Origin of the sequence: Baekduia sp. (assembly GCF_035685985.1) — a bacterium.
Lineage (GTDB): Bacteria > Actinomycetota > Thermoleophilia > Solirubrobacterales > Solirubrobacteraceae > Baekduia.
Genome location: NZ_DASRZV010000004.1, coordinates 23,303 through 49,464, shown reverse-complemented (window position 1 = coordinate 49,464; position 26,162 = coordinate 23,303). Strand labels below are relative to the sequence as shown.

The following is a 26,162-nucleotide window of genomic DNA, read 5'->3' as shown; positions in this document are numbered from 1 at the left end:
AGTGCTATGTTCACCGTCAATGACCAGCTCATGGATCGTCGACGCCCTGCGGACGCCGGTCGGACGTCATCGCGGCGCGCTCTCCGGCGTGCGGCCCGACGACCTCGCGGCACAGGTCGTCGCCGCGATCGTCGCGCGCACCGGCGCGGACCCGAGCGCGATCGACGACGTCTACCTCGGCTGCACCAACGGCGTCGGCGAGGACAACCGCAACGTGGCGCGCATGGCCGTCCTCCTGGCCGGGCTCCCCGAGTCGGTCCCCGGCGCCACCGTCAACCGCCTGTGCGGCTCGGGCATGGAGGCCGTCATCGCGGCGTCCCGCGCGATCCGGTCGGGCGAGGGCCGCCTGCTGATCGCCGGCGGCGTCGAGTCGATGAGCCGCGCGCCCTGGGCCCTGCGCAAGCCCGACCAGGCGCTGCCCCGGGGCGACGCCGAGCTCGCCGACACGGCGATCGGCTGGCGGTTCGTCAACCCCCGGATGCCCGCGCGCGCGACCGCGTCGATGGGCGAGACGGCCGAGAACGTCGCCGAGCTGCACGAGGTCTCGCGGGCCGACCAGGACGCGTTCGCCCTGCGGTCCCACCAGCGCGCCCTCGCCGCCCAGCGCGCGGGCCGCCTCGACGACGAGCTGGTGAGCGTCGAGGCTCCGCGGGGCCGGCACGAGACGGCGACCGTCGACGCCGACGAGTCGCCGCGCGCGGACTCCACGCCGGAGTCGCTCGCGCGCCTGCGCCCCGCCTTCCGCGCGGGCGGGACCGTCACCGCGGGCAACTCCTCATCGCTCAACGACGGCGCCGCCGCGCTCCTGCTCGCCGACGACGACGCGGTCGCGGCCCTGGACCGCGCGCCGCTGGCCCGCGTCGTCGCGTCGGCGAGCGCCGGCGTCGCGCCCGAGCTGATGGGCATGGGCCCGGTCCCCGCCTCGCGCCGCGCGCTTCAGCGCGCGGGCCTGACGGTCGCGGACATCGGGCTCGTCGAGCTCAACGAGGCGTTCGCGTCCCAGGCCCTGGCCTGCGCGCGCGAGCTCGGGCTCGACCAGGACCTCGTCAACGTCAACGGCGGGGCGATCGCGATCGGCCACCCGCTCGGGATGTCCGGCGCCCGCATCGTCGGCACGCTGGCCCACGAGATGCGGCGCCGAGCGGTCCGCCACGGCCTGGCCACCATGTGCGTCGGGGTCGGCCAGGGCATCGCGGTCGTGCTCGAGAACCCGGACGCCACGGGCGGCTGAGCGCGTCCCGCAGGAAATACAACAGCACACCCCGCTGAGCTGTAAACTCTTTCCGGATGCCCGGCACGCCCGCCCCTCCCCCGCCCACCGCGCGAGCCGTCCTGCTCACGGGAGCGACGCGCGGCATCGGCCGCCGCCTGGTGCGGCGGTTCACGGAGCGCGGCGACACGGTGGTCGCGGTCGGCCGCGACGAGGCGGCGCTGGCCGAGCTGGCGCGCGACTTCGGGCCCGCGGTCCTCACCCGCCGCTGCGAAGTCACCGACGAGGCGCAGGTCGCCGCGCTGGTCGAAGGCCTCGACCGCGTCGACGTCCTGGTCAACAACGCCGGCGTCTCCGACAGCGCCCCGCTGCATCGCACGACGGTCGCCAGCTGGCACCAGCAGATGGCGGTCAACGCACTCGGCCCGTTCCTGTGCACGCGCGCGGTGATCGCGCCGATGCGCGAGCGCGGCGCGGGCCGGATCGTGACGGTCGCCTCGACGGCGGGCCGGGTCGGTGCCCCCTACACCGCCGCCTACACGGCGTCCAAGCACGCCGCGCTCGGCGTCATGCGGGTCGCCGCCGCGGAGCTCGCCGGCACGGGCGCCACCGCGAACGCCGTGTGCCCGACCTTCGTCGACACCCCGATGACCCAGCGGTCGATCGCGCGGATCGCCGAGCGGACGGGCCGGTCGGCGGCCGAGAGCGAGGCCGCCCTGGGGGCCACGTCCCCGCTCGGCCGGCTGCTCTCCGTCGACGAGGTCGCGGACGCGGTGCTGTGGCTGGCGTCGGACGCGGCGGCGGCGATCAACGGACAAGCTCTTGTACTCGACGGTGGAGGACTTCAGGCATGACGCGGTTTCGAGCCTCGGCGGCGTTCACGGACCGGTGGGACCACTTCGACCTGACGATCGACGACGGCGTGGCGACGATCACGCTCAACCGCCCCGACAAGTTGAACGCCTTGACGTTCGAGGCGTACGCCGACCTGCGCGACCTGTTCGGTGAGCTGCCGCTGCGCGAGGACGTCCGGTCGGTGCTCGTCACCGGCGAGGGCCGCGGGTTCTGCTCGGGCGGCGACGTCGAGGAGATCATCGGCGAGCTGCAGAAGATGGAGGCGGCCGACCTCCTGCGCTTCACGCGCATGACCGGCCTGACGATCAAGGCGATGCGGGACTGCCCGCTGCCGATCGTCGCGGCGATCAACGGCGTGACCGCTGGCGCCGGGACGGTCGTGGCGCTGGCCAGCGACTTCCGCATCGTCGCGCGCTCGGCGTCGTTCGCGTTCCTGTTCTCGCGCGTCGGGCTGTCCGGCGCCGACATGGGCTCGGCCTACCTGCTGCCGCGCATCGTCGGCCTCGGCCACGCGACCAACCTGCTCATGTTGGGCGACAAGATCACCGCCGAGCGCGCCTACGAGATCGGCCTGGCGACCGAGCTGCACGACGACGACGCCCTCCTCGACGCCGGTCGCGCGCTCGCGCGCCGCCTCGCGGACGGCCCCGCGCTCGCCTACGCGACGACCAAGACCCTGCTCAGCCGTGAGTTGGACATGGACTTGAGCAGCGCGATCGAGCTCGAGGCCGCCAACCAGGCGCTGCTGATGCTCAGCCACGACCACGGCGAGTTCTACAAGGCGTGGTCGGAGAAGCGCCCGCCCGCCTGGGAGGGCCGCTGACCATGGCCAACACGATCGTCAACGCGCCCGAGCTGGCGCCCGCCGTCGGGTTCTCCCACGCGGTCGTCAGCGAGCCGGGCGGCCGTGTCGTCCACCTCGGCGGCCAGACCGCGCTCGGGCCCGACAACCGGATCCACGGGGACGACGTCGTTGCGCAGTTCGACGTCGCCGCCGGCAACGTCGTCGCCGCGCTCGCGGCCGCGGGCGGCACGCCCGACGACCTCGTGTCGATGCAGATCTTCGTCACCGACGTCGAGGCCTACAAGAACCGCCTGCGCGACCTCGGCCCGGTCTGGCAGCGCCACTTCGGCCGCCGCTACCCCGCCGCCGGCCTCTTCGGCGTCACGCGGCTGTTCGACGACGAGGCCCTGATCGAGCTGATGGGCGTGGCGGTGATCGCGTGACGAGCACCGCCACCGCGGTCCCGGTGCTCGACGCGCACCTCTCCGACGAGCACCGCGCGCTGCTGGCCGCCACGACCGCGCTGGCGGCCACGACGTTGGCCCCGATCGCGGAGGCCGGCACCCCGGGTCACGTCAACCGCCCGCTGATGGCCGCGCTCGGCGAGCACGGCCTGCTCGGACGGCTGTTCACGCGCCAGGACGGCGCCTGGCGGCCCGACGTCTCCGCCCTGGACCTCTGCCTCATCCGCGAGGGCCTGGCCCGCGCGTCGACCGAGGCCGAGACCGCGTTCGCCGTCCAGGGCCTCGGGAGCTTCCCGATCCTGCAGTCCGGCGGCCGCGACGCGGTCGAGGCCTGGATCCCGCGGATCGCCTCCGGCGAGGCGGTCGCCGCCTTCGCCCTCAGCGAGCCGCAGGCCGGGACCGACGTCGCCGCGCTCGCGCTGAGCGCCGTGCCCGACGGCGACGGGTACGTCCTCAACGGCGAGAAGATCTGGATCTCCAACGCGCCCGACGCCGACGTGTACTCGGTCTTCGCCCGCACCACCGAGGGCGCGGGCGCCCGCGGGCTGACCGCGTTCCTGGTCCCGCGCGACAGCGAGGGGCTGCGCGGCGAGCGCCTGGCCATGGTCTCGCCCCACCCGATCGGCCGCCTGATCTTCGAGGACGTCCGCGTCCCGGCCGAGCACGTGCTGGGCGAGCGCGACCGCGGGATGGCGGTCGCCATGCGCACGCTGGACATGTTCCGCCCCAGCGTCGGCGCGTTCGGCATCGGCATGGCGCGGGCCGCGATCGACGCGACCGTCGCCCACGCCAACGAGCGCCACGCGTTCGGCCGCCCGCTGCGCGACTTCCAGGCCGTGTCGCACCGCATGGCCGACATCGCCACGCGCGTGCAGGCCGCGCGCCTGCTCGTCCACCACGCGGCGTCCGCCTACGACCGTGGCATCCGCCCGACCACGCAGGCCGCCGCGATGGCCAAGTTGATGGCCACGGAGATCGCGCAGGAGGCGGTCGACGCCGCGATCCAGTTCCACGGCGCGCTCGCGCTGCGCGAGGGCCACCTGCTCGAGCACCTGTACCGCGAGGTCCGCGCTCCCCGCATCTACGAGGGCGCGTCCGAGATCCAGCGGGAGATCATCGCCCGCGCGCTGTTCGACGCCAAGAAGGAGGGCTGAACGATGAAGATCGCCATCGCCGGAGGCGGGCCCGGAGGCCTGTACGCCGCGATCCTCTTCCGCCGGCTCGGCCACGACGTCACCGTCTGGGAGCGCAACGCGCCCGACGACACGTTCGGCTTCGGCGTCGTGTTCTCCGACGAGACGCTCGGCGCCTTCGAGTCCGCCGACCCGATCACCTACCGCGAGATCACCGGCAGCTTCGCGCGCTGGGCCGACATCGACATCCACTACCGCGGCCGGCGCATGACCTCGGGCGGCCACGGGTTCTCGGCCCTCAGCCGGCAGCGCCTGCTCGACATCCTGCAACGGCGCGCCGCCGACCTCGGCGCCGACGTGCGCTACCTCACCGAGGCGCCGCCGGCGTCCGAGCTGCGCCGCGACCACGACCTCGTGGTCGCCGCCGACGGGCTCAACAGCGCGCTGCGCGGCGCGGGCGCCGACGCGTTCGGCCCGACCCTGGAGCGCCGCCGGTCCAAGTACATGTGGTTGGGCACCGACCTCGTCTTCGAGGCGTTCACCTTCCACATCGTCGAGACCGAGCACGGGATCTTCCAGATCCACGCCTACCCCTACAGCGACACGATGAGCACGTTCATCGTCGAGACCGACGAGGAGACGTGGCGGCGTGCCGGGCTGGAGGACAGCGCCGGGCTGAAGCTCGCGCCGGGCGAGAACGACGAGGCCGGCATCGACTTCTGCCGCAAGCACTTCGCGGCCGCCCTGGACGGCCACCAGCTGCTCGGCAACAACTCCAAGTGGCTGAACTTCCACACGGTCCGCAACGCGCGCTGGCACGACGGCAACATGGTGCTGCTGGGCGACGCCGCGCACACCGCGCACTTCTCGATCGGCTCGGGCACCAAGCTGGCGATGGAGGACGCGATCGCGCTGGCGTGGACCATCAAGGAGAGCGCCGAGGGCGAGGACGTGGACGCCGTCCTGGGCCGCTACGAGCAGGAGCGCCGCCCGATCGTCACCAGCACGCAGCGCGCGGCGCAGGCCAGCCTGGAGTGGTTCGAGGACATCGCGCGCTACGCGGGCCAGGACCACCACCAGTTCGCCTTCAACCTGCTCACGCGCAGCCGGCGCATCACCTACGACAACCTGCGGCTGCGCGACGAGGGCTTCGTCGCCGACGTCGAGGGCGAGCTGTGCGCCCGCGAGGGCGACCCGCACGGCGGGGTCGCGGCGCCGCCGATGTTCCGGCCGCTGCGGCTCCGCGGGCTGGAGCTGGTCAACCGCGTCGTCGTCTCCCCGATGGACATGTACAGCGCGCGCGACGGCGCGGTCGGCGACTTCCACCTGGTCCACCTCGGCAGCCGCGGGGTCGGCGGCGCCGGCCTGGTGATGACCGAGATGATCTGCGTGTCGGCCGAGGGCCGGATCACCCCGGGCTGCGGCGGCCTGTACCGCGACGACCACGTCGAGGGCTGGCGGCGCATCACCGACTTCATCCACGACAACGGTCGCGCGAAGGTCGGCGCCCAGATCGGCCACAGCGGCCGCAAGGGCGCGACGAAGCTGATGTGGGAGGGCATCGACCGGCCGCTCGACGTCGGCGCCTGGCCGATCGTCTCGGCCTCGCCCCTCCCCTACTTCCCCGACAGCCAGGTCCCGCGCGAGGTCACCCGCGCGGACATGGACGAGATCCGCGACCAGTTCGTCGCGGCCACGCGGCGGGCGCACGCGGCGGGCTTCGACCTGCTCGAGGTCCACATGGCCCACGGGTACCTGCTGTCCTCGTTCCTGTCGCCGCTGACCAACGTGCGCACCGACGCGTACGGCGGCGACCTCGCGGCGCGGGCGCGGTTCCCGCTGGAGGTGCTCGACGCCTGCCGCGCGGCGTGGCCGCAGGACAAGCCGCTGTCGGTGCGCGTCTCGGCGACCGACTGGAAGGCCGGCGGCTTCGACGGCGACGACGCGGTCGCGCTGGCCCGGATGCTGCGCGAGCACGGCGTCGACGTCGTCGACGTGTCCAGCGGCCAGGTCGTCGCCGACCAGAGGCCGGCCTACGGCCGCACGTTCCAGACGCCGTTCGCCGACCGCATCCGGCACGAGGCCGGGATCCCGACGATCGCCGTCGGCGCGATCAGCAGCTACGACGACGTCAACACGATCCTCCTGTCCGGCCGCGCCGACCTGTGCGCGGTCGGCCGCCCCCACCTCTACGACCCCTACTGGACGCTGCACGCCGCCGCCGACCAGGGCGTGACGGTCGAGGACGGCTTCCCGCAGGAGCAGTGGATCGTCCAGTACCGCGGCGGCCGGCGGCGGCCCAACGACGGCCGCGTCGACGTCCGCAAGAGCCCGCCGCGCTCCTTCGACGCGCCGCCCGCTCCCGCGCCCAGCCGCTGGCGTCCGAACGCCGACACGCTCGCCGGCGTCCCGTAGCCATCGCCCGGCCGACGCGCGCGTGGCTCTCATCGACCGCTCATGGGGCATGAGAGCTTGGTGAGAACGGGCCGCCGCGCAGGGCCGGAACGCCCATCGTCCTCGCCATGGTTCTCCGGAGACCGTCGCTGCGCGTCGCCGTCGTCGTGGCGCTCGCGCTCATGCTGAGCATCGGCGCCTACGCGGCGTGGGCGAAGACGATCGGCGGGACGAACGGCCCGGATCGGCTGGTCGGGACCAACGGGCCGGACCGGATCGAGGGCTACGGCGGCGACGACGTCCTGATCGGCCGTGGCGGCGACGACATCCTGATCGGCGACGCCGGCGACGACGTCCTGCGCGGCGGCCCCGGGAACGACACGTTGCTGGGCGGCGCGGGTGACGACCACCTCTACGGCGGTCCCGGCCATGACACGCTCGTCGGCGGCGCGGGCGACGACACGATCGTCGCCGGACCCGGCGGAGACACCATCAGCGGCGGGCCGGGCAACGACACCATCGACGCCGTCAACGGCGCGGTCGACCACATCACGTGCGGCAGCGGCTACGACGTCGTGCGTGCCGATCCGAACGACGTGGTCGCGGCGGACTGCGAGAAGGTGACGCGGGTCCGGCGATAGCGCGCTAGCCTCGGCAGGCCATGTTCGACGGCCTCATGCAGCCCACCCACCTCCTGTTCGTCCTGGTCATCGCGCTGATCGTGCTCGGTCCGAAGCGGCTGCCCGAAGCCGGCCGCGGTCTGGGCGAGGCGATCCGCGGCTTCAAGGAGAGCATCAGCGAGACCGCGGCGTCATCGGACGAACGCCCGCCGGACGCCGAGTAGCTCAACGCCGGCCGCCGTCCTGCCGACCTGGAGGGTGTGCGCCGCCTGATCGCCGTCGTCCTGCCCGTCGCCCTCGCCGCCGTCGCCGTCGCCGCCGCCGCGCCGGCCGTGGCGAACACCAGCCACGCCGGCTGGCCCCGGATCACCGGGGTGTTGTTGATGAACAAAGACGACAGCGGCCGCCCGCTGGATGCCCGCCCCGGGATGGACCCCTTCGGCGGCCAGGACGCCCGCTACTCGTGCGACTCCGTCCACCAGCGCGGCGACTGCCAGCGCGTGTTCGTGGCCTCCGCCGCCGGCCCCGTCATGCCGGCCCGCGCGGTCCACAACGAGCTGCTCGGCGGCCACGGCGGCGACACGATCCACGCCGGCCCCTACGGCGACGTGATCTGGGGCGACTACAAGCCCTCCGGCCAGCCGACCTCCCAGCACGACCGCCTCTACGGCGGCGCGGGCAACGACTTCATCTACGCGTCGCACGGCTACAACCTGATCGACGCCGGCGCGGGCGACGACTGGATCAAGGCCCACTACGGCCACGGCATCATCGACTGCGGCCCCGGCGACGACACGCTGTACGTCAGCCGCCGCGCCCAGCGACACTACGTGATCCGCAACTGCGAGACGGTCTCGCACAAGACGCTCGGCTACTGAGCCGGCTCGGCGGCGCGCCGGCCGCCCGGGTAGGCGGCGTCCCCGCCTCGCCGCCGAGCGGCGTCAGGCGTTGGGGCGGAGGGCGGCCAGGCGTCGCGGCAGGATGCGGAAGGCGCTGGTCAGGCAGGCCGAGAGCGCCACGGCCAGCGCGATGCGCATCGGGTGCACGCCGCCGCCGCCGGAGGCCGAGCTGAGCAGGCCGAGCAGGACGACGCCGAGGACGGCCAGCAGCGTGGTGGTCGCGACCTGGTGGCGGCGGTGCTCGGGCGGCCACGGGACGACGGTCAGGGCCCACAGCGGCACGAGGATCGCCGATCCGAGCGCGGTGAAGTCGGCGGCCTGCGCGTCTTGGCGTGCGCCGAGGATGACCGCGATCGTCGCCGAGGCCACGGCGATGAGCGCGACGATGCCGACCCCCGCCGGGTTGCCGAGGCCGGCGCGCGCGACGCGGGCCAGGCGCCGGTGCTCGGCCGGGGCTGAGGTCGGCGCGGCGACGCTCGTGCCGGGCTGCTCGCGCAGCCAGGCGACGTACGCGGCGATGCCGTCGCGCAGGTGGGTGTGCGCGCGCCAGCCGAGCTCGTCCTCGGCGCGCGTGCTGTCGATGCGCGCGCCGCGCAGATCTCCGGCGCGGCCATCCGTGTGCACGATGTCGACCGCGCCGACGGTGTCGCGCACGATCTCGGCCAGCTCGCGGATGGTCGTGGTCTCGCGCGTCGCCAGGTTGTAGGTCTTGCCGACCGCCTGCGGGGCGAGCGCGCGGACGACGCCGTCGGCGAGGTCCTCGACGTAGACGAAGCTGCGCTCCTGCTCGCCGGTCCCGGCGATCGTCAACGGCTCGCCGCGCAGGGCACGGTCGACGAAGCTCGGGATGACCGCCGCCGGTCGCGCGCGGGGGCCGTAGGGGATGCCGAAGCGCACGACGGTGGTCTTCAACCCGTACAACTCGGCGTAGGAGCGGCAGTACAGCTCCCCGGCGAGCTTGCCGGCGGTGTAGAGGTGCGCCGGCGGCAGCAGCGGCGTGGCCTCGTCGACCTCCTCCGCCGGGACGTCGGAGTAGACCCAGACCGTCGAGGCGTACACCACGCGTTGCACGCCGGCCTCGCGTGCCGCCTCCAGCACGTTGAGCGTCCCGCCGCCGTTGAGCTCGGTGGCCCAGTGCGGGTGGGCGTGCACCTCCCCGACGTCGGCGGCGGCGGCCAGGTGGCAGATCGCGTCGCAGCCGCGCAGCGCGCGCCGGAGGTCCTCCACCCGCCGCAGGTCGCCGATGATCGTCTGGACGTCCTTGGGATCGTGCCAGGGCGAGGGCCGCTGGTCGAAGATCCGCGGCTCGTGGCCGGCGGCGATGAGCCGATCCACGACGTGGGATCCGATGAAGCCGGCACCACCCGTGACCAGCACGACCGATCGCATGGACCAAACCTAGTCGAGTGGCCACCGTCGTGGCGAAGTGACGTAGGCTCGCCGCCCGTGCGCGTCCTGATCTTCAGCGCCGACATCGGCGAGGGCCACGAGCTGCCGGCACGCGCCATCCGCGACGGCCTGCGGGAGCGCGCGCCCGCGGTCGAGGTCGAGGTCGTCGACACGCTGGCGGTCTCCGGACGCACCGTGCGCCTCGCCGTCAGAACCGGCGCCGAGACGATCCTCGGCCGGCTGCGGCGGCTCTTCGACCTCCAGTACGCGCTGGCCGCGCGCTGGGCGCCGACGCGGCGCCTGTCCTCGCGCCTGGCGACGGCGCTGGCCGGTCGCCATCTGCGCCGGCTCGTGGCGGATCGCCGTCCCGACGCGATCGTCAGCACCTACCCGCTGGCCACCGAGGTCCTGGGCACGCTCAGGCTCCGCGGCCGGCTGGACGTGCCGCTGGTCTCGGCGATCACCGATCTGGCGGCGCTGCGCTACTGGGCCCATCCCGGCTGCGATCTGCACCTGACGATCCATCCGGAGTCCGAGGCGGAGATCCGCGCGATCGCCGGCGGCGACACTTCGATCGTGCCGGTGCGCGGCATGACCGCGGCCGCGTTCGACGCGCCGGTCGACCGCCGCTGGGCGCGTGCGTCGCTCGGGCTCGATCCCACGGCGCCGATCGTCGTCGTCTCCGGCGGCGGCTGGGGCGTCGGAGACCTGCGCGGCGCGGCGCTGGCGGCGCTGTCGGCGGGCGCCGACGTCCACGTCGTCGTGCTGTGCGGGCGCAGCGAGCGCGCGGCACGGCGGATGTCCGCCGAGCTCGGCGTGCACCCGCGCGTGACGATCATGGGGTTCACCGACCGCATGGGCGACGTGCTCGCCGCCGGCGACGTGCTCGTGCACTCCACGGCCGGCCTGACCGTGCTCGAAGCGCTGGTGCGCGGCATGCGCGTGATCTCCTACGGCTGGGGCGTCGCGCACATCCGCGTCAACAACGAGGCCTACCGCCGCTTCGGCCTCGCCGACGTCGCGACCGGTCCGTCACAGCTCGTCGGTGCCGTCCGCCGCGCGCTCGCCGCTCCTCGTCACCCCGACGAGGCCTACGGAGCCCGGCCGTCGGCCGCCGCCGTCATCCTCGAGCTGATCGGCAGCGGCGACGACCCGCGAGGCGCCGAGCGCCGCCCCGCCGGCGAGCACGAGCGCCAGCCCCGCTAGCACCAGGACGCCGCCGCCGGGCGTCGATCCCCAGCCCTCGCCGAACAGCACGGGCGCCACCGCGACCGGGATCGCGGTCTCCAGCACGAACATCGGCGGCGACGCCCGCGTGGCCTCGAAGCGCTGCAGCGACGTCATGTCCACCAGGAACCCGGCGCCCGCCGCGATCGCCGTCAGCGCGCCGAACCCCAGGGCGCCGAGCGGGTCCCCGGCGTCCAGCTCGACGGCGACGAGCTTGCCGCCGATCGCCGACAGCGCGAACGCGGCGCCCGCGCCCGCCACCAGCCGCCACAGGCCGGGCGGACGCGCCAAGGGCCAGAACGGCAGCGTCGCCGCGACGGCCAGCGGCGCCGCGCAGAGCGCGAGCCGTCCCGCCGGCGGCACGGCGTCGTCGACGTCGGGCGCGACGGCGGCCAGCACGGCGACGCCGGCGATCACCGCGCCGGCCGCCACCCACTCCCTGCGGCCGACCCGCTCGCCCAGCACCCGCGCGCCCGCGACCAGCAGCAGGATCGTGCCGAGGCCCAGTGCGGGCTGGACGAGCGTCACCGGCGCACGCGAGAACGCCAGCAGCTGCAGCGGCCACCCGAGGATCGCGACCGCCGTTCCCGCCACCCAGCGGCGACGCGCCACCAGCCGTCCCAGCAGCGACAGCCGCAGCCCATGCTCGTCCGGGACGGTCCGCGCCTCGGCCGCCTGCAGGATCACCGCGCCGTCGAAGCACGCCGCGGCGGCCAGCGCCGCCAGGAGGCCGATGATGAGATCGCGCGACACGGTCGCCGCCCAGCTTGACGGCTCCTGCCGCCGCGCGAGCACGTAGCGTCTCGCGGCGTGTCATCGCCCTCCTCCGCCCGCGCAGGCCTCGATCGCTTCGCGATCGGCTTCGACCACCGCGACCGCGCGCGCCTGCACGCCCTCTGGGACGAGGTGATGGACAACGAGCAGTGGGCCGAAGGGCCCATGACGCGGCGCTTCGAGGAGCGCTGGAGCACCGAGCACGACGGCATCGGCACGGTCGCGACCGCCAGCTGGAGCGGCGCCGCGCTGGCCGCCCTGTCCTACGCCGGCGTCGGGCCGGGCGACACCGTCCTGTGCCCCTCCAACACGTTCATGGCCACGCCCCTCGCCGCGCTGCACCTCGGGGCCCAGGTCGCGTTCGTCGACTGCGAGCGCGACGACCTCTGCCTCTCGGCGGCCGACCTCGAGCGCGCGATCGCCGAGCACCGCCCCAAGGCCGCGATCGTCGTGCACATCGGCGGGCATCTGGCGTTCCGCATCGCCGAGATCGCCGAGCTCTGCCGCGCCCACGACGTGTTCCTGCTCGAGGACTGCGCCCACGCCCACGGGGCGTCGTGGCACGGCCGCCGGCCCGGCAGCTGGGGCGACGCGGGCGCCTACTCGTTCTACGCGACCAAGACGATCTCCACCGGCGAGGGCGGGATGCTCGTCTCCGGCGACGACGACCTGCTCGCCTACGCGCGCGCCTACCGCAACTACGGCAAGCCCGACCACCAGGTCGCCGGGATCAACCTCCGCATGAGCGAGTTCACGGCCGCGCTGGGCATCGTGCAGACCGAGCGGCTGTCCGAGATCGTCGCCGGCAAGAACGCCGCGGCGCGAGCCCACCTCGACCCACGCCACCCCGGCCGGCTCGCGCTCCCCGACGGCATGATCTCCGGCCTGTACAAGTACATCGTCTTCGATCCCGTCGAGCGCTCGACCGGCAAGGTCTACGACAACCCCTGCCACCGGATCATGGGCCACGCCGTCGACCTGCCCAACACCGACTGGGTCGCCGACCACCACTGGTGCGTCCCGCTCTACTACCACCCCGACGCCAGCTGAGCCGGGCCCACGGCCCGCGCTCGCAACCCGCGCTCGCCCAGCCGCTCCAGGACCCGCGGCAGCGCCGCGACGGTGGAGCGCCATGACCCCGGATCGCTGTACTCGTCGGCATCGTGCAGCAGCAGCACGTCGCCGGCGCCGACGCGCCGCGTGACCTGCCGCGCGATCCGCGCCGGATCGCGACCGGCGTGCCAGTCACGGCCCCACCGCGACCACAGCAGCGGCCGCCAGCCGCGCGCGCGAACCTCGCCCAGCGCCCGGGAGCTGTAGACGCCGTAGGGCGCGCGATGCAGGCCGTTGACGACCTCGCCGATGGTGGCGTGCGCCCGGTCCAGGTCCTCCGCGACGGTGCGCGCGCCCAGCCGCAGCAGGCAGCGATGACGATCGCCGTGCACGGCGACCTGATGACCGGCCGCGACCATCTCCTCCAACAAGCCCCCCGTCCGCCGCACCTGCTCGCCCACGACGAAGAACGTCGCCGTCGCGCCATGGCCGGCCAGGATCTCCAACACGGCAGGCGTCGCGACGGGGTGCGGACCGTCGTCGAACGTCAGGCCGACCGCGCCGGCCGGCGTCACGCGCCGAGCGATCCCGAGCGCACGGGCCACCAGCGGCAGATGCGGCGCCACAGCAGGCGCCGCCCACGCCGCCGCGCCAGCGCCGACGCCGACGCCGGCGAGCACGCCGGCGAGCACGCCGCGCGACCAGGAGCCGCTGTGGAGGTTTGGCGTTGCCATGCGCCCATCCTTCCCGACGCGGCGGACCGCGCCCAGAGGTGTCCGACAGGGATTGCCGCTTCGAGGCTCCTTCCGCGCGGCTGAAGACCAGGTCGTCGTCCGAGTTGCAGGCGCCGCGCTCTGGTCTGACCCGAGAGGTGCGTCGTCGTTCCCGATCGGGAAAATTGGAGCACGAAATACCGGCCCATGCGGTAAGCTTCCCGATCGGGACATTTGACCTGTCCCAGCGCGCCTTTCGCTTTCGCGATCCCGATCGGGAACATGCCACCTGCTTCCATTCCAGTCTCCGACGCCACCGATCTCGGCGCAGCCATACGCGCCGCCCGCAAAGCACGTGATCTACGCCTCGAGGACGTCGCCCTCGCAGCCGGGGTGGGTCTGCGCTTCCTCAGCGAGCTCGAACGCGGCAAGGCTTCCGTGCGGCTGGAGGAGACGCTCCGCGTCCTCTCCGCGCTCGGCCTGCGGCTCAGCTTGGAAGACCCGCGTGGCTGAGGAGCGGCGAGCACTCTCGGTCTGGTGCTTCGGTCAGCTGGCCGGCGAGCTGACCGACACCGGGCGTGCGCTCGTCTTCCGCTACGACGCGACGTGGCTCGATGGCGGCCTGCCGCCACTGTCGCAATCCCTGCCCCTCGACGGCGCATTCTCGTCCGAGGCGGCGGGCGCGTTCTTCGGCGGGCTCTTGCCTGAGGGCGCGCCGCGAGAGCTTCTCGCACGCCGGCTCGGCGTCAGCTCAGGCAACGACTTCGGGCTGCTGGCCGCCGTCGGCGGCGACACCGCCGGCGCGATCAGCGTGCAACCGCTCGGCCAGCCGCCACCGCACGGCGGCGACGTCGAGTGGCTGGACGACGACGCCCTCATCCAGCTCATCGACGAACTGCCGACCCGTCCGATGCACGCCGACGAGGACGGCGAGTACCGCCTCTCGCTCGCCGGCGCCCAGGACAAGCTCCCCGTGGTCGTCGGAGACGGCGGACGGATCGGCCTGACCAAGGGCCAGACACCGTCGACGCACATCCTCAAGACGCCGATCGAGCGCCTCGACGACACCGTCATCAACGAGGCGTTCTGCCTCACCCTCGCCCACGCCATGGGCATCGACGCCGCGACCGCGACACCCCACCGTGTCGACGAGCGCGACTTCCTGCTCGTGGAGCGGTACGACCGCCGCACCGACGACGACAACAACGTCACGCGCCTCCACCAAGAGGACTTCTGCCAGGCGCTCGGCATCCCAACCCAGCGCAAGTACCAGGCCGAGGGAGGCCCCGCCCTAACCGACTGCTTCGCGCTGCTGCGCACCGCCACCGCCGTTCCTGCCCCCGAGATCATCAAGCTCCTCGACGACATCGCGCTGAACTTCCTCATCGGCAACCACGATGCCCACGGCAAGAACTACTCCTTGCTCTACCTGCCCGAGAACGCCCACGCCGTCCTCGCCCCCGCCTACGACGTCATCAGCACCTTCGCCTATCACCGCAAGCACAACCTGACACGCAAGATGGCGATGTCGATCGGTGGCGAGTACCGCCCCGACTACCTGCAGCCACGCCACCTCGCCCGCACGCTCGCCGAAACCGGGCTCGGCGCCGCCGCCGCCCGACGCCGGCTGCTCGCCCACGCCAACGCCGCACCACGCTTGGCGCGCGACGTCCGCACCGACTTCGCCAACTCGGGCTGGGACGCCCCCGTCCTCGATCGCGTCATCACGCTGGTCGACGCCCGCGCCGCGATGCTCGAAGGGATGGCCGCACCGCCTTCAGCCACGAAGTAGCGAGCGCAGGTCGTCATCGGTGCTCCAGCCTGCTCGCTGATGCCGCTTCCGCCACTGCCCTGCGCACCCGGCCCTAAGAAGCCTCCACCGAAACCGTGCCGTCGTCAGGCGAAGACCAGTACTTCTTGCTCTGCAGGTACTGGGTCGCCTCCGGCTCCTCGGCGAACTCCAGCAGGTTGCCGACCTTCTCCATGAGAACGCTGCGCACTTGCGCCGGCGTCGCGAAGAAGAACTCACGCCGCAGATTCACGTGGTTCACGCGAGACGCGGCGAAGGCGCGATGGAGCTCGGCCTCCACCGTGACGGCGTCGTCGGCGAAGAACAGCGCATGGACGTCGAACGGGAACGGGACGGACGCGTCGCCCAACTCGCGCACACGATCCATCGGCTCCAGACGACGCGTCAACCCGATCTTCACCATCCCGGGCCCAAAGGCTCCAGGGTTGCTGATGACATAGACGTAGCCCGCGCGGATGTTCGCCGCTCGGAAGTCATTGCGCTCGATCGCCGCGCCGATCTCCTCCAGCTTCTCCGAGAGCTCCGCGATGCCGGCCTCGTCGTTGGCGGACTTCAGCGCTTCGAGCGCGTTGAGGTAGTGGCTGCGCTGCTTCTCAAGACGTTCGCGCTCAGCCGCTAGCTCCTGCTCGGCCTTACGCTCCTCGCGCAGGCGCTCACGCTCCTCGCGCGCCGCCTCCTTCTCCGCTTGCACCTTCATCAGGTAGTCGGCGGTCAACTCGAGCTCCCGCAGCCGAAGCTCGTGGTACTCGGGGTTGATGCGCATCTCCATCATCGATCCCAACCGGGCGATGGCGGTCACCGACGCTTCCAAGCGCCGCTTGGCGGTAACGACGTTGCCGGCGCGCAGCGAGCGTACGCAGTTGTCGGCCTCGGCGTTGTAGGCGCGAAGCATGAGCTTGGAGAACTCCAAGGTCATCTTCCGGCCCTTGGCCAACGAATTGTTGTAGGTGAACATGTCCGAGGCCAGAACCGCGTCGCCGGCCTTGGCCATGTCCTTGATCTGGTCGCTGAGGACCTTGAGACGTTCCTTGTACTCCGCCGCGTTCTCCAACGGGTGGTGGTAGCGGTAGATCCCGACCTCCTGGAGCACGCGCTCGTCGTCGAGGTCGATGGCACCCGCCGATGACGCGATCGTCGCTTCGAGCCGTTCGACCTCAGCTTCGAGCTGGACGACCCGGGTCCGCAGGGCTCGGCTCGTCGCGTCGTCAACCTCATCGCGCAGAGGAGGCCGGGCGTCCGCCGCCCGCTCGGTGACCGCCGGTGTGGGCGGACCCATGGGCGGCGGAGGGACGGGCGACGGGGCGGGGGCCTTCCACACCCAGAACACCCAGTCGTCGGGTGCTGGGGGCCAGCCCGGGTCAGGCGTCCATCCCTCCGGCGGCGTCCAATCGCCTTCGGGCACTGACCATCCGGGAGGGGCGTTGAACGCGTAGCCCTCAGGACTCATCGGCCGCGAACGCCATGCGACTCGTCGATCCCGACGAGGTCGTAGGGGCTCTTCGAGACGGACGCGCCGAGGTGCTGGAGGGTGGCCAGCGGCACGACGTTCGACAGATCGAACTCGAGGAACGACGCGCGCTCGGCGGCCACCGCCACCAGCGTCGTCCGCTTCGTCCGGCCCGTCGCGGGATCGTTCGCTTCCGTCGCCACCCTGAGGGCAATGGTGTTGACCTGCGCCGCCCGGTCGGCTTCGAAGATCTCGTGCAGCGTGCGGACGGCGACCTGATACACCGCGGTCGCGTATCGCTCCTTCAGGTCCTTCTTCGCCAAGGCCGTCGCGGTGATCTCGTCCTTCGCTTTGACGTACCTATATGCCTTCTCCGTCGGCAGCCGCTCTGGTCCCGACAGCAGGACCGTGAGGTCAAGCTCCTTGAGCTCGGAGTCGAAGGCGAAGTCGTGCTCGACCTCTAGGACGGCGGGATAGACGGAGTTGCCGAGCACGATCCCGACGTACTCCTGGATCGCCACGTCGGTGCCCGACTGAACGCCACTGATGAGGGTGTCGAGGCGAGCGTTGGCCTCGGCCACCTGATTCTCGCGATCCTCGCACTCGCGGCGATACGTCTCCCGAGCGAGCTCAAGCGCCGCCAGCCGTCGGCGTTCCGCGGCGTCGCGGTCCTGCATCTGCTCCAGCTGCTTCGCCGGGACTTGGGCCGCCTCGGCCTGCCACGCTTCCATCGCGGTGTCGAACTCCGCCTGCGCGGCGGCCATCGCCGCCGCGTGCCTCTTCTTGCCACCGAACACGGCGCTCAGTCCCTTCGGCGCTTCGGGTGCGACGAGCTCCGGCTTCGGCGGCGCTGAGATCGCTGCCGGAGCCGGGGTTGGGACCTCGAGATCGGCGCGCGGAAACGGCGGATGCTCAGCCCTCACGCGCAGCCGTTCGAGGTCGACGTAGTCGTCGACGTCCAGCGTCGCCGCCAGGATCGACGCCAGCTCGTCCGCAGTCTCGGCCAGCCGCGCGTTCAGCGACGCTGTCTCGGCGAGCCGCGCTTCCTCGTGGAGACGCTTGGCCTCCTTCTCCGCCGCCTTCCGCTCGGCGGCGTTCGCGCGAGCCAGCTGAGCGGCCGCCCGCTCCGCCTGACGACGCGCGCGCTCCGCTTCCCGTACAGCCCGCTCGTACTCCCTCACCCGGGCGCGCTCTGCCTGTGCCGCCCGCTTAGCGGCAAGCTGGTTCTGGTACTGGATCTCCGCGAAGAATCCGCGCTTGGCCATACCGATCCCTTCTGGTCCATCGGAAAGCAGTTTGACAGTGCGCCAAGAGTCTCTCTGATTCCTAGAACGATGTGCGCGCCGCCCGCCCGCCAGGCGCGGAAAGACCGCAGCGCTCTCGGGTGCCAGGTCAGACCCTAGGGACCGGATGACCCGCACTCGCCTCCGGATCCGGGGCATACCGGCACTAGCCGGCAGGGCGCGTAGGCGTGGCAGCGACGCGCGATCGTCACTCCAAGGCGAAGCCGAGGCGATGTCCAGCAGGTCCTCGGCCCGCGCGACCTGGATGATCCCGATGTCGTCACAGAATGGGTCCGTGAATCGAGCGCGATCGCGGACAGGGGCGACGCTCACGCCGGTGGGGGCGACCCAAGGCTTCGGAGCCGCCGCATGCACCGACCGGACTCACGCGCACATCGTGACCGATCGACCCCCACCGTCGCGAGCGTGCCAGTGGGCGGCTCTCGCCACTCTCCGCGGCGCACGCACCGACTCGCACGCAACGTCCCGCGCAGAAATTGGACCGCAAGCCTCGCTCCACACCCGCCCCAGCGCACAAAAAAGGGCCTGCATTTGTAGGCCTTTTCCTTCAGTCAGGGAGACAGGATGCGAAGCGCGTGGTTGGTGGGGTTTGCGGGCGGCGTGGGCGGTTTCGTGGGCGGGCCACCGTCAAAAGCCAATCTGGCCGCCCATCTCGCTTTACGCGCGTCTAGCGACCGCGACGCTTCTTACGGCCGCCGCTCTTCCGCCGCTTAGCTACTTCCTTAGGTGCCTCCGACGAGCTCGTCATCACGTCGTGCTTGCCTGCCGAGCAGCGGCAATCGTGTCGAGATACACCGGATGCCGAGGCGCCAGCGGATCGTCCGGCACCGGCACCGGAGGCACCAAGACCGCATTACCAAGCGCCGCGAGGGCTCGATCGAGGTCGTTGGTGGCTAGACCGAGATCGCGGAGAAGGTCCTCTGAAGCGGCCCCACGCGCGGGCCAATTAGGCACCGCCGCAGCCCACGCCTCCGCTGCCCGACGTAGCGCCGCGTTGGCATCATCGACGCAGCGGCAGAAGTCTGGCGCCGTCGTTCCGGTGTCGCGTACGATCGCAATCAGTTGGTCAACATCCAACTCCAGCATTTGCGCAGCGTCGTCAAGCGAGATGCGAAGGCTGTCTTCGGTTTCGCAGGCTAGGCGCGGAACGACGTTCATGTAGTCGTCGCCTACCTTGGTGACGACATAAGCGAGCAGTTGGATCATCGCCCCCTCGGAGCTGTTCCAGTCACGACCGAACGAACGGACGTCCCAACCCTGGGCGAGCGCTCGTTCACAGGCGCGCTCGATAGCCCCTGGAACCGTGTTGGCCGCATGGCTTTTGGTGTTCCCGGTCTTCTGGTAGAAGGCCGCAGCGTCCTTGGCAGCGCGCCAGATGAAGTTATAGACCTGCCCGACCGAGAAGTCGTTTAGCGCTTGCAGCAAGACCTGCCGGAGCCTGTCGCCCACCTTGAGCGGCAGGTGATATTCCTCCAATCTCCGCTCAAGATATTCAAGGCAATCATCAACAGCGAGGGCCAACCAGAGTGGCCGAAGTTCGAGATGCCACGTAACCGGCCACTCCCGCTGGTCCCGAAGAACAGCATCGAGCGCGCGCACGGAAGAAGCGAGGTCATGCTGTTCACCCTCTGTAGCGAGCCGCCAGTGCACGCTCTCATACCAGAAGCGTTCCGGCTGTTCGTCCTCAGACCAGTCGAACGCTGCCGGTGCAGAAGACGGACTCAGCGCGAGCATATAGTTATTGAACAAGTCCTTCAGGACATCCACATCACCCCGTCCGCCGGGGGTCAACGTTGACGTCCAGTCGCGCTGAGGTCGTAGCACCGCGAGTTCCTCGTCCGTCGCGGCGCGAGCAAGCGCGAGCTGACTCAAGGCCGTACGAAGCGGTAGACGTCGGACGTCTACTTCAGCGCATGGCAAGAGCGACTCGTCGAAACGTTCGACAATGATTTGCCGTCGACGAGCTTTCCGCTCGGCGTCAGCGGCCGCGACCTTGCGCGCTTCTTCAGCGCGACAGTCTTCGCAAGTGCCGCCGGTGTATGCCCGGCCGTGCCTGGCAAGGTCGGCGCGACTCCGCACCACCTCACCCCGCCCACAGTGCTGACATGTTGCTTTCGCAAGGCGCGCGGTGCAGTGCTCTCTCACGATCTGCGCGAGCCTGCTGGCCTGTACGCCGTGGCCAGCAGCCAGTGCACTGGCCTTGTGAACGAACTCGTGCTCGTCGTCCTGCTCCCAGTACGCCCTGCACAGGACGACCATCTCGGGATCGGTCGTACGCATCTCCAACTCAAGCTGCGCCATTGCCCGAACGTAGCGCCGCGATCAGCGGACTCCGGATACTCCGCCCGCATCTTGCGTTGATTTTTGTCGAATAGAGCACTCGTAGCTGCGTGCGGCTACGAGCCCGAGACTTTCGTACAACCGCGTGTGACCCAACCGGCTGAGGTGCCGTGTTCAAAGGGCAACGCGGTCGTGGGCCTCTCGGAGACGTTGGCGGCGTCGCATGCGGTCAGGATGCCCATAAAGCTGCTCGACGAGCTTGCCGCCGTCCTTGTGGCCGAACTGCTCAGCGACGACGGCGGACTCGAGGCCGAGGACGTTGAGGGCGCACCAACCGAAGTGGTGGCGCGTAGCCATGTAGAGCGTGGTGTTGCCAAGGCCAGCAGCGGCGCGCACGCGGTTCCAGTGGTGCGTCCGTGACGACGGCGTGTAGTGCGTGCGTCGGATCGTGGTGAACACAAACGGCGAGTCAGCCTGCTCGCGCTTCATGTTCAACAACACCGCTCGGGCGCGCGCGGTCAGCGCCACGGTGTACGGCCCGTACTTGGGGATGTCGAACTCGCGGAGCTTGGCCGACCATTGCACCCGCACGTCGATCTCGTGGTCGTCCCAGCGGATGTTCTCCCACGGCAGCGCGTCGATCTCGCCGGGCCGAAGGCCGGAGACGCATCCGAACTCCAGGTAGGCGGCGAACGACGGCGGCGTCAGCTCACGGGCGTGCCGGAGCAGTGCCTCCATCTGCTCCAGGTTGGGCGGCGACTTGTCCTTGTTGCCCTTCGTCTTGGCGATGCCGAGCCCCGCGAACGGGTTCCGCGACAGGAGACGTCCCGCCTTGGCCGACATGGCGTCGTTGAAGAAGACGCGCAGCGCGCCGACGGTGCCGTTGCGTCGACCGCCGGCCAGCCATTCGGCGACGATCGCGTCGCCACGCTCCGTCGCCATCGCTGCCAACGGGACCTCGGCGTGGCGGGTGACGAAGTCCTTGATCCGCTCGGCGTTGTGGATGTTGGTCGAGCGCTTGGGCCGGGCGCAGCCGCCCGATCTCGAGGCGATGAACGCGGCACGGGCTGGACGATCACCGACGCGCATCGTGGCCTCGCGGCACGGCCCGCACGCGACGAGCGGGCCTCAGTGACGGGCCGAGGCGCGAAGAGGAGGAGGTGCGCCTCGGCCCGCGGAGAGCGATCGGCCGGCGGGCGGCCAGGGATGACCGCCTCGCAGCCGGGCTTCACTGGGTGCTCCGCCCAGGGTCGGCGGAGCAGCCTCTCCATCGTCATCGCACGGACGCGATGGGGAGCTCTGGGCCGGCCGGCGAGGCGGAGGCGCGGGCGACCGCGGCACGCCACCGCTCGACGTTGGCCAACTTGATGTCCTCGTAGCCGCGGATCGCCTCCGCCTGCTCGCTGAGCGCGACGACGGCCGCGTGGGTCTCGTCCGAGAGGCCGGCCAGCGCCTGCTCGAGGACGTCCAGGTACTCGCCTGGGAGCGCGCGCTCGACACGGCGGACCTTCGCGTGGCCGAACGGGTCCAGCGGCGTGCCGCGCAGCCGGCGGAGGCGTCGCAACGCGTGAAATGCCGGGATCGCGACGGTCGAGGGGATCGTCAGTTTGCGGCGCAGGCCGAGGGCTCGCAGCAGCGGCGGGTGCAGATGGAAGCGGTAGGTCGTCCCCGCGCCCAGCTCGCGCTCGCGTCGCGCGCGCTCCTCGGGTAGCAGGTGCAGCCGCGCGACCTCGTACTCGTCCTTGTAGGCCATGAGCCGGTGCAGCTGCCGTGCCGCCGACGCCGTGATCTCCGTCCGCCCCGGCGTGCGCTCCCGCTCCAGCGCCGCGATCGGCGCGAGCGCCGTCAGGTAGCGCTCCATCGCGCGACGGCCGCCGAAGCCCACCAGATCGTCGGCCCGCCGCGCGACCGATGCCATGATCTCGGCGGGCAGGCCCGCGGCGGCGACCCGCTCGACCACCGCGGGCGCGGGCTCGGCGGCGACTGGCTCGGCGCCGCGCAGCAGGTCGGCGACGGCGTCCGGCCGCACGACCGCCGCGCGACCCCAGCCCAGCGCGGCGAGGTTGCTCGCCACCGCGGTGCCGTTGAGCTCGACGGCGCGGGACAGCGCCTCCCAACCGACCGGCAGCAGGCCGAGCTGCCAGGCCGCGCCGAGCAGGATCATGTTGGCCGGAAGGTGGTCGCCGAGCGCCACCTCGGCCAGGCGCTGGGCGTCGAGCACCGCGCCGACCTCCCGGACGTGTCCGCGCAGGCGGTCCAGGAGCGCGTCGCTCCCGGGGTGCTCGACGTCGGTCCGGACGACCATCGCGCCGGTCGGCACGAGCGTGTCGGACGCGACGACGGTCGTGCGATCGCGAGCGGCCGCGGCGAGCGCGCGGGGCTCCGTCGCCGCGAGCAGGTCGAACGCGAGCAGCACGTCGGCGGCGCCGGCGCCCGCGCGCGGTGCCTGCAGGCGCTCGGGGTCCGGCCCGAGGCGCACGTCGGAGACCACCGGTCCCGCCTTCTGGCTCATGCCGGTCTGGTCCAGACCCGAGGCGGCGAGCCCCTGCAGGTGCGCGGCCATCGCCAGGATCTGGGCCACCGTCACCACGCCGGTGCCGCCGATGCCGACCATCCGGACCACGATCTCGCCGGCGTCGCGCGGCGGGGGCTCCGGCAGGCCGGTGGGCGGCGGGACCAGCGCCGGCCGGGCCGGCCGCGACGCGGGGACGACGGTCAGGAACGACGGGCAGTCGCCCTTCAGGCACGAGAGGTCGCTGTTGCAACCGGCCTGGTGGATGCGGGTCTTGCGCCCCAGCTCGGTGGCCACGGGCTCGACGCTCAGGCAGCCGGACGCGTCGCCGCAGTCGCCGCATCCCTCGCAGACGCGCTCGTTGATCCACGGGCGCGCGGTCGCCGCGGGCAGCGTGCCACGGCGGCGCAGGCGCCGACGCTCGGTCGCGCACATCTGGTCGTGGACGAGGACGGTGACGCCGGAGACGGCGGCCAGCGCCCGCTCCACGGCCGCCAGCTCGTCGCGGTCGTGCACGCGCGCGATCGGCGCCAGGTCCACGTCGCGGTACCGCGCGGGGTCGTCGGTCGTGATCGCGATCCGCGCGACGCCCTCGGCGGCCAGCGCACGGGTCAGCTCCGGCACCGGCATGACGCCCTGCACCGACTGGCCGCCGGTCATGGCGACGGCGTCGTTGTAGAGCAGCTTGTAGGTGATGTTCACGCCGGCCGCGACCGCCGCGCGGATGGCCAACGATCCCGAGTGATGGAACGTCCCGTCGCCGAGGTTCTGGACGAAGTGGTCACGCGTCACGAACGGCGCCATGCCGATCCACTGCGCGCCCTCCCCGCCCATCTGCGTGACGCCCACGACGTCGCCATGGCGCTCGGGCTCGTTGACGACCATCACGTGGCAGCCGATGCCGGCGCCGACCAGCACGCCGGGTTCGGCACGGGTGGACCGCGAGTGCGGGCAGCCCGAGCAGAACGCGGGCGTGCGCGCGATCGGCAACGGCGCGATCGCGGGGCGCGGGCCGTCGAGGCGGGCAGCCACGGCCGGACGCGACGTCAGCGCGTCGCCGAGCACGACGGCGAGGGCGCGGCCGATCGCGTCGGCACCGGCCGTCGCCCGGACGGGCAACAGCGGCCGCCCGTCGGCGTCGCGCTTGCCGAGCACGCGCGGCCGCTCGGGGAGGTCGTAGAGCGCGGCCCGGACCTCCGGCTCGACGAACGGCAGCTTGTCCTCGACGACCAGCACGTCGCGCAGGCCGGCGGCGAGCTCGCGCACGCGCTCGCCGTCCAGCGGCCAGAGGAGGTCGAGCTTGAGGATCCGCACGCCGAGCGCCGCGAGATCGTCCGGCCCCAGCCCGAGGTCGTCGAGCGCCCGCCGCACCGCGGCGTACGACGTGCCGCCGGCCACGATGCCGAGCCGGTCGCGCGGGCCCGACGACACGATCGGGTTGAGTCCGGCGGCGCGCGCATAGGCCAGCGCGGCGGGCAGGCGGACCTCGAGCAGGTGCCGCTCGGGCTCGATCGAGGCGGCGCCGAGCAGGTGCGCGGTCGGCCGCCACTCGACGAGGCGCTCGACCGCGACCGGACCCTCGTCGGCCAACGCGGCGGTCGCGGTGGCGTCGGCGACGTCGGCGGCGACCTTGAGCGCCGACCACAGCCCCGCCGAGCGCGAGAGCCGGTAGGCGTGGCGGCCGAGGCGCAGCACGTCCTGCACCGAGGACGGTGCCAGCACCGGGACGAGCAGGCCCGACAGGGTGCGCTCGGCGGCGCTGGGCAAGGTGGAGGACTTGCAGTCGGGGTCGTCGCCGACGACCGCGACCGCCCCGCCGTGGGCGCCGACGCCCGCGATCGTGGCGTGGCGGATCGCGTCCGCCGCGCGGTCCAGGCCGGGGTTCTTGCCGAACCACGTCCCGAGCACGCCGTCGACGGCGGCCGCCTCCAGGGCACTTGCCATCTGCGAGCCCCAGACCGCGGTCGCCGCGAGCTCCTCGTTGAGGCCCGGCGCGAAGCGCACGCCGAGCGCGGTCAGCGCCTCCTCCTGCCGGCCCAGCTCGAGGTCGAGGCCGCCGAGCGGCGAGCCCTGATAGCCGGAGACGAACCCGCCGCCGCGCACGCCCGCCGCGGCGTCGGCGCGGCGCACGTCCATGAGCGCGCGGACGATCGCCTGGACGCCCGACATGTAGGCCATGTCGGCCTGAGGGTCCCAGCGGTCGGCGAGCGACACGTCGCGCAGGGTGCCGGTCACCGGGCCGCCCCCGCTCGCACCGCGTCCAGCCGCGCGGCCGCCATCGCGTGGGCCGCCCCCAGCGGCGTGACGCCGCGCCGCTTCGCGTCGGCCAGCACCGTCCCGACGCGCGCGACCGCGTCGTCGAGCATCGCCTCGGCCTGCTCGGCCGACCAGCCCAGGAACTCGCCGCCCACCTGGATGATGCCGCCGGAGTTGGCGACGAAGTCCGGGACGTAGAGCACGCTCCCGGCGTGCAGGCGCTCGGCCAGGTCGTCGTCGGCGAGCACGTTGTTGGCCGCCCCGCAGACGATGCGGGCGCGCAGGCCGTCGGCGACCGCCGCGGTGATCAGCCCGCCGGTCGCGCACGGGGCGAGCACGTCCAGCTCGGTCGCCAGGATGTCGGCGGTCGGCGTCGCGCGCGCACCGGCGATCACGGCGTCGGCGAGCGCCTGCGGGGCGGCGTCGTCGACGAGGACCTCGGCGCCGCGCTCCAGCAGCGCGGTCACGAGCCGGCCGCCGACGCTGCCCGCGCCGACGATCCCGATCCGACGTCCCGCGAGGTCGGCGCTGCCGTCGAGGTGCGCCAGCGCCTGCTCGATCGCGCCCAGGACGGTCCAGGCCGTCGACCGGGCCGGGTCGCCCGTTCCGCCCTGGCCCGGCGAGCGGCCGGCCACCCACGGCGTGCGCGCGGCGAGCATGTCCATGTCGTCGCTCGTCGTCCCGATGTCCTGCGCGCCGACGTAGCGGCCGCCGAGGCCGTCGACGACCTCGGCGAAGGACTCCAACAACGCCGTGGTCGGCCGCTCCCCGGCGTGCACGATGACGCTCTTGCCGCCGCCGAGCGGCAGCCCGGCGGCGCTGTTCTTGAGGGTCATCGCCTGCGACAGGCGCAGCGCGTCGGCGAGCGCGTCGTCGATCGAGGTGTAGGACATGCGGCGCACGCCGCCCATCGCCGGGCCCAGGGCCGTCGAGTGGACGGCGACCACGCACAACAGGCCGGCGGCCGCGTCGCGGACGACCTGGACGCGCTCGTGGGAGGCCGACGGCGACGGCGCGAGCAGCTCGAGCATGGGTGGG

General features: G+C 72.4%; 21 protein-coding genes. 13 read left to right on the top strand and 8 right to left on the bottom strand.

What is annotated here, in order from left to right; genetic code table 11:
* Window positions 1-19 precede the first annotated feature (19 nt).
* The 9 genes from VFG42_RS01040 to VFG42_RS01000 all read left to right on the top strand — a co-directional run bounded on the left by VFG42_RS01040 (window position 20) and on the right by VFG42_RS01000 (window position 8,338).
* On the top strand, window positions 20-1,231 hold the full coding sequence (locus VFG42_RS01040) for an acetyl-CoA C-acyltransferase (protein ID WP_324904307.1): 1,212 nt from the start codon (window positions 20-22) through the stop codon (window positions 1,229-1,231).
* A gap of 56 nt (window positions 1,232-1,287) precedes the next feature.
* On the top strand, window positions 1,288-2,064 hold the full coding sequence (locus VFG42_RS01035) for an SDR family NAD(P)-dependent oxidoreductase (protein WP_324904305.1): 777 nt from the start codon (window positions 1,288-1,290) through the stop codon (window positions 2,062-2,064).
* Entirely contained in the window at window positions 2,061-2,888 is an 828-nt protein-coding gene (locus VFG42_RS01030; RefSeq protein ID WP_324904303.1) for an enoyl-CoA hydratase family protein, read from the top strand. The genes VFG42_RS01035 and VFG42_RS01030 overlap by 4 nt, the downstream gene beginning before the upstream one ends.
* A gap of 2 nt (window positions 2,889-2,890) precedes the next feature.
* Entirely contained in the window at window positions 2,891-3,292 is a 402-nt protein-coding gene (locus VFG42_RS01025) for a RidA family protein (protein WP_324904301.1), read from the top strand.
* Window positions 3,289-4,467, top strand: a complete 1,179-nt coding sequence (locus VFG42_RS01020; RefSeq protein ID WP_324904299.1) for an acyl-CoA dehydrogenase family protein — start codon at window positions 3,289-3,291, stop codon at window positions 4,465-4,467. Before VFG42_RS01025 ends, VFG42_RS01020 begins: the two co-directional genes overlap by 4 nt.
* Before the next feature lie 3 nt (window positions 4,468-4,470).
* Window positions 4,471-6,861, top strand: coding sequence for a bifunctional salicylyl-CoA 5-hydroxylase/oxidoreductase (locus VFG42_RS01015; protein WP_324904297.1), 2,391 nt, complete (start codon window positions 4,471-4,473; stop codon window positions 6,859-6,861).
* 107 nt (window positions 6,862-6,968) lie between these two features.
* The gene (locus tag VFG42_RS01010) at window positions 6,969-7,481 is read left to right on the top strand and encodes a hypothetical protein (RefSeq protein ID WP_324904296.1); all 513 of its coding nucleotides are present in this window, start codon (window positions 6,969-6,971) and stop codon (window positions 7,479-7,481) included.
* 20 nt (window positions 7,482-7,501) lie between these two features.
* The gene (locus VFG42_RS01005; protein ID WP_324904294.1) at window positions 7,502-7,684 is read left to right on the top strand and encodes a twin-arginine translocase TatA/TatE family subunit; all 183 of its coding nucleotides are present in this window, start codon (window positions 7,502-7,504) and stop codon (window positions 7,682-7,684) included.
* A 36-nt stretch (window positions 7,685-7,720) separates the two neighbouring features.
* The gene (locus VFG42_RS01000) at window positions 7,721-8,338 is read left to right on the top strand and encodes a calcium-binding protein (RefSeq protein WP_324904292.1); all 618 of its coding nucleotides are present in this window, start codon (window positions 7,721-7,723) and stop codon (window positions 8,336-8,338) included.
* A 63-nt stretch (window positions 8,339-8,401) separates the two neighbouring features.
* Here VFG42_RS01000 and VFG42_RS00995 read toward each other — a convergent pair whose 3' ends face one another.
* On the bottom strand, window positions 8,402-9,748 hold the full coding sequence (locus VFG42_RS00995; RefSeq protein ID WP_324904290.1) for an NAD-dependent epimerase/dehydratase family protein: 1,347 nt from the start codon (window positions 9,746-9,748) through the stop codon (window positions 8,402-8,404).
* A 57-nt stretch (window positions 9,749-9,805) separates the two neighbouring features.
* On the opposite strand from VFG42_RS00995, the gene VFG42_RS00990 reads away from it, so the two are divergent.
* Entirely contained in the window at window positions 9,806-10,954 is a 1,149-nt protein-coding gene (locus tag VFG42_RS00990) for an MGDG synthase family glycosyltransferase (RefSeq protein ID WP_324904287.1), read from the top strand.
* 831 nt (window positions 10,955-11,785) lie between these two features.
* Window positions 11,786-12,799, top strand: coding sequence for a DegT/DnrJ/EryC1/StrS family aminotransferase (locus VFG42_RS00985; protein WP_324904285.1), 1,014 nt, complete (start codon window positions 11,786-11,788; stop codon window positions 12,797-12,799).
* Here VFG42_RS00985 and VFG42_RS00980 read toward each other — a convergent pair.
* A complete protein-coding gene (locus tag VFG42_RS00980; RefSeq protein WP_324904282.1) occupies window positions 12,778-13,536 on the bottom strand; it encodes a polysaccharide deacetylase family protein in 759 nt (252 codons plus the stop codon). The genes VFG42_RS00985 and VFG42_RS00980 overlap by 22 nt on opposite strands.
* A 261-nt stretch (window positions 13,537-13,797) precedes the next feature.
* On the opposite strand from VFG42_RS00980, the gene VFG42_RS27365 reads away from it, so the two are divergent.
* Window positions 13,798-14,028: a helix-turn-helix domain-containing protein gene (locus tag VFG42_RS27365; RefSeq protein ID WP_349260368.1), complete on the top strand. Its 231-nt coding sequence runs from the start codon at window positions 13,798-13,800 to the stop codon at window positions 14,026-14,028.
* Window positions 14,021-15,307: a type II toxin-antitoxin system HipA family toxin gene (locus VFG42_RS00975; RefSeq protein WP_349260367.1), complete on the top strand. Its 1,287-nt coding sequence runs from the start codon at window positions 14,021-14,023 to the stop codon at window positions 15,305-15,307. The genes VFG42_RS27365 and VFG42_RS00975 overlap by 8 nt, the downstream gene beginning before the upstream one ends.
* A gap of 73 nt (window positions 15,308-15,380) precedes the next feature.
* Here the strand turns inward: VFG42_RS00975 and VFG42_RS00970 are convergent, their stop codons facing one another.
* The 6 genes from VFG42_RS00970 to VFG42_RS00945 all read right to left on the bottom strand — a co-directional run bounded on the left by VFG42_RS00970 (window position 15,381) and on the right by VFG42_RS00945 (window position 26,155).
* Entirely contained in the window at window positions 15,381-16,772 is a 1,392-nt protein-coding gene (locus VFG42_RS00970; RefSeq protein WP_349260366.1) for a DUF4041 domain-containing protein, read from the bottom strand.
* Window positions 16,769-18,037: a hypothetical protein gene (locus VFG42_RS00965; protein WP_324904276.1), complete on the bottom strand. Its 1,269-nt coding sequence runs from the start codon at window positions 18,035-18,037 to the stop codon at window positions 16,769-16,771. The genes VFG42_RS00970 and VFG42_RS00965 overlap by 4 nt, the downstream gene beginning before the upstream one ends.
* A gap of 786 nt (window positions 18,038-18,823) precedes the next feature.
* On the bottom strand, window positions 18,824-20,377 hold the full coding sequence (locus VFG42_RS00960) for a hypothetical protein (protein WP_324904274.1): 1,554 nt from the start codon (window positions 20,375-20,377) through the stop codon (window positions 18,824-18,826).
* A 153-nt stretch (window positions 20,378-20,530) separates the two neighbouring features.
* Window positions 20,531-21,445: a tyrosine-type recombinase/integrase gene (locus VFG42_RS00955; protein WP_324904272.1), complete on the bottom strand. Its 915-nt coding sequence runs from the start codon at window positions 21,443-21,445 to the stop codon at window positions 20,531-20,533.
* Between the two features lie 184 nt (window positions 21,446-21,629).
* Window positions 21,630-25,103, bottom strand: coding sequence for an indolepyruvate ferredoxin oxidoreductase family protein (locus VFG42_RS00950; protein WP_324904270.1), 3,474 nt, complete (start codon window positions 25,101-25,103; stop codon window positions 21,630-21,632).
* Window positions 25,100-26,155, bottom strand: coding sequence for a Glu/Leu/Phe/Val dehydrogenase dimerization domain-containing protein (locus VFG42_RS00945; RefSeq protein ID WP_324904268.1), 1,056 nt, complete (start codon window positions 26,153-26,155; stop codon window positions 25,100-25,102). Before VFG42_RS00945 ends, VFG42_RS00950 begins: the two co-directional genes overlap by 4 nt.
* Window positions 26,156-26,162 lie beyond the last annotated feature (7 nt).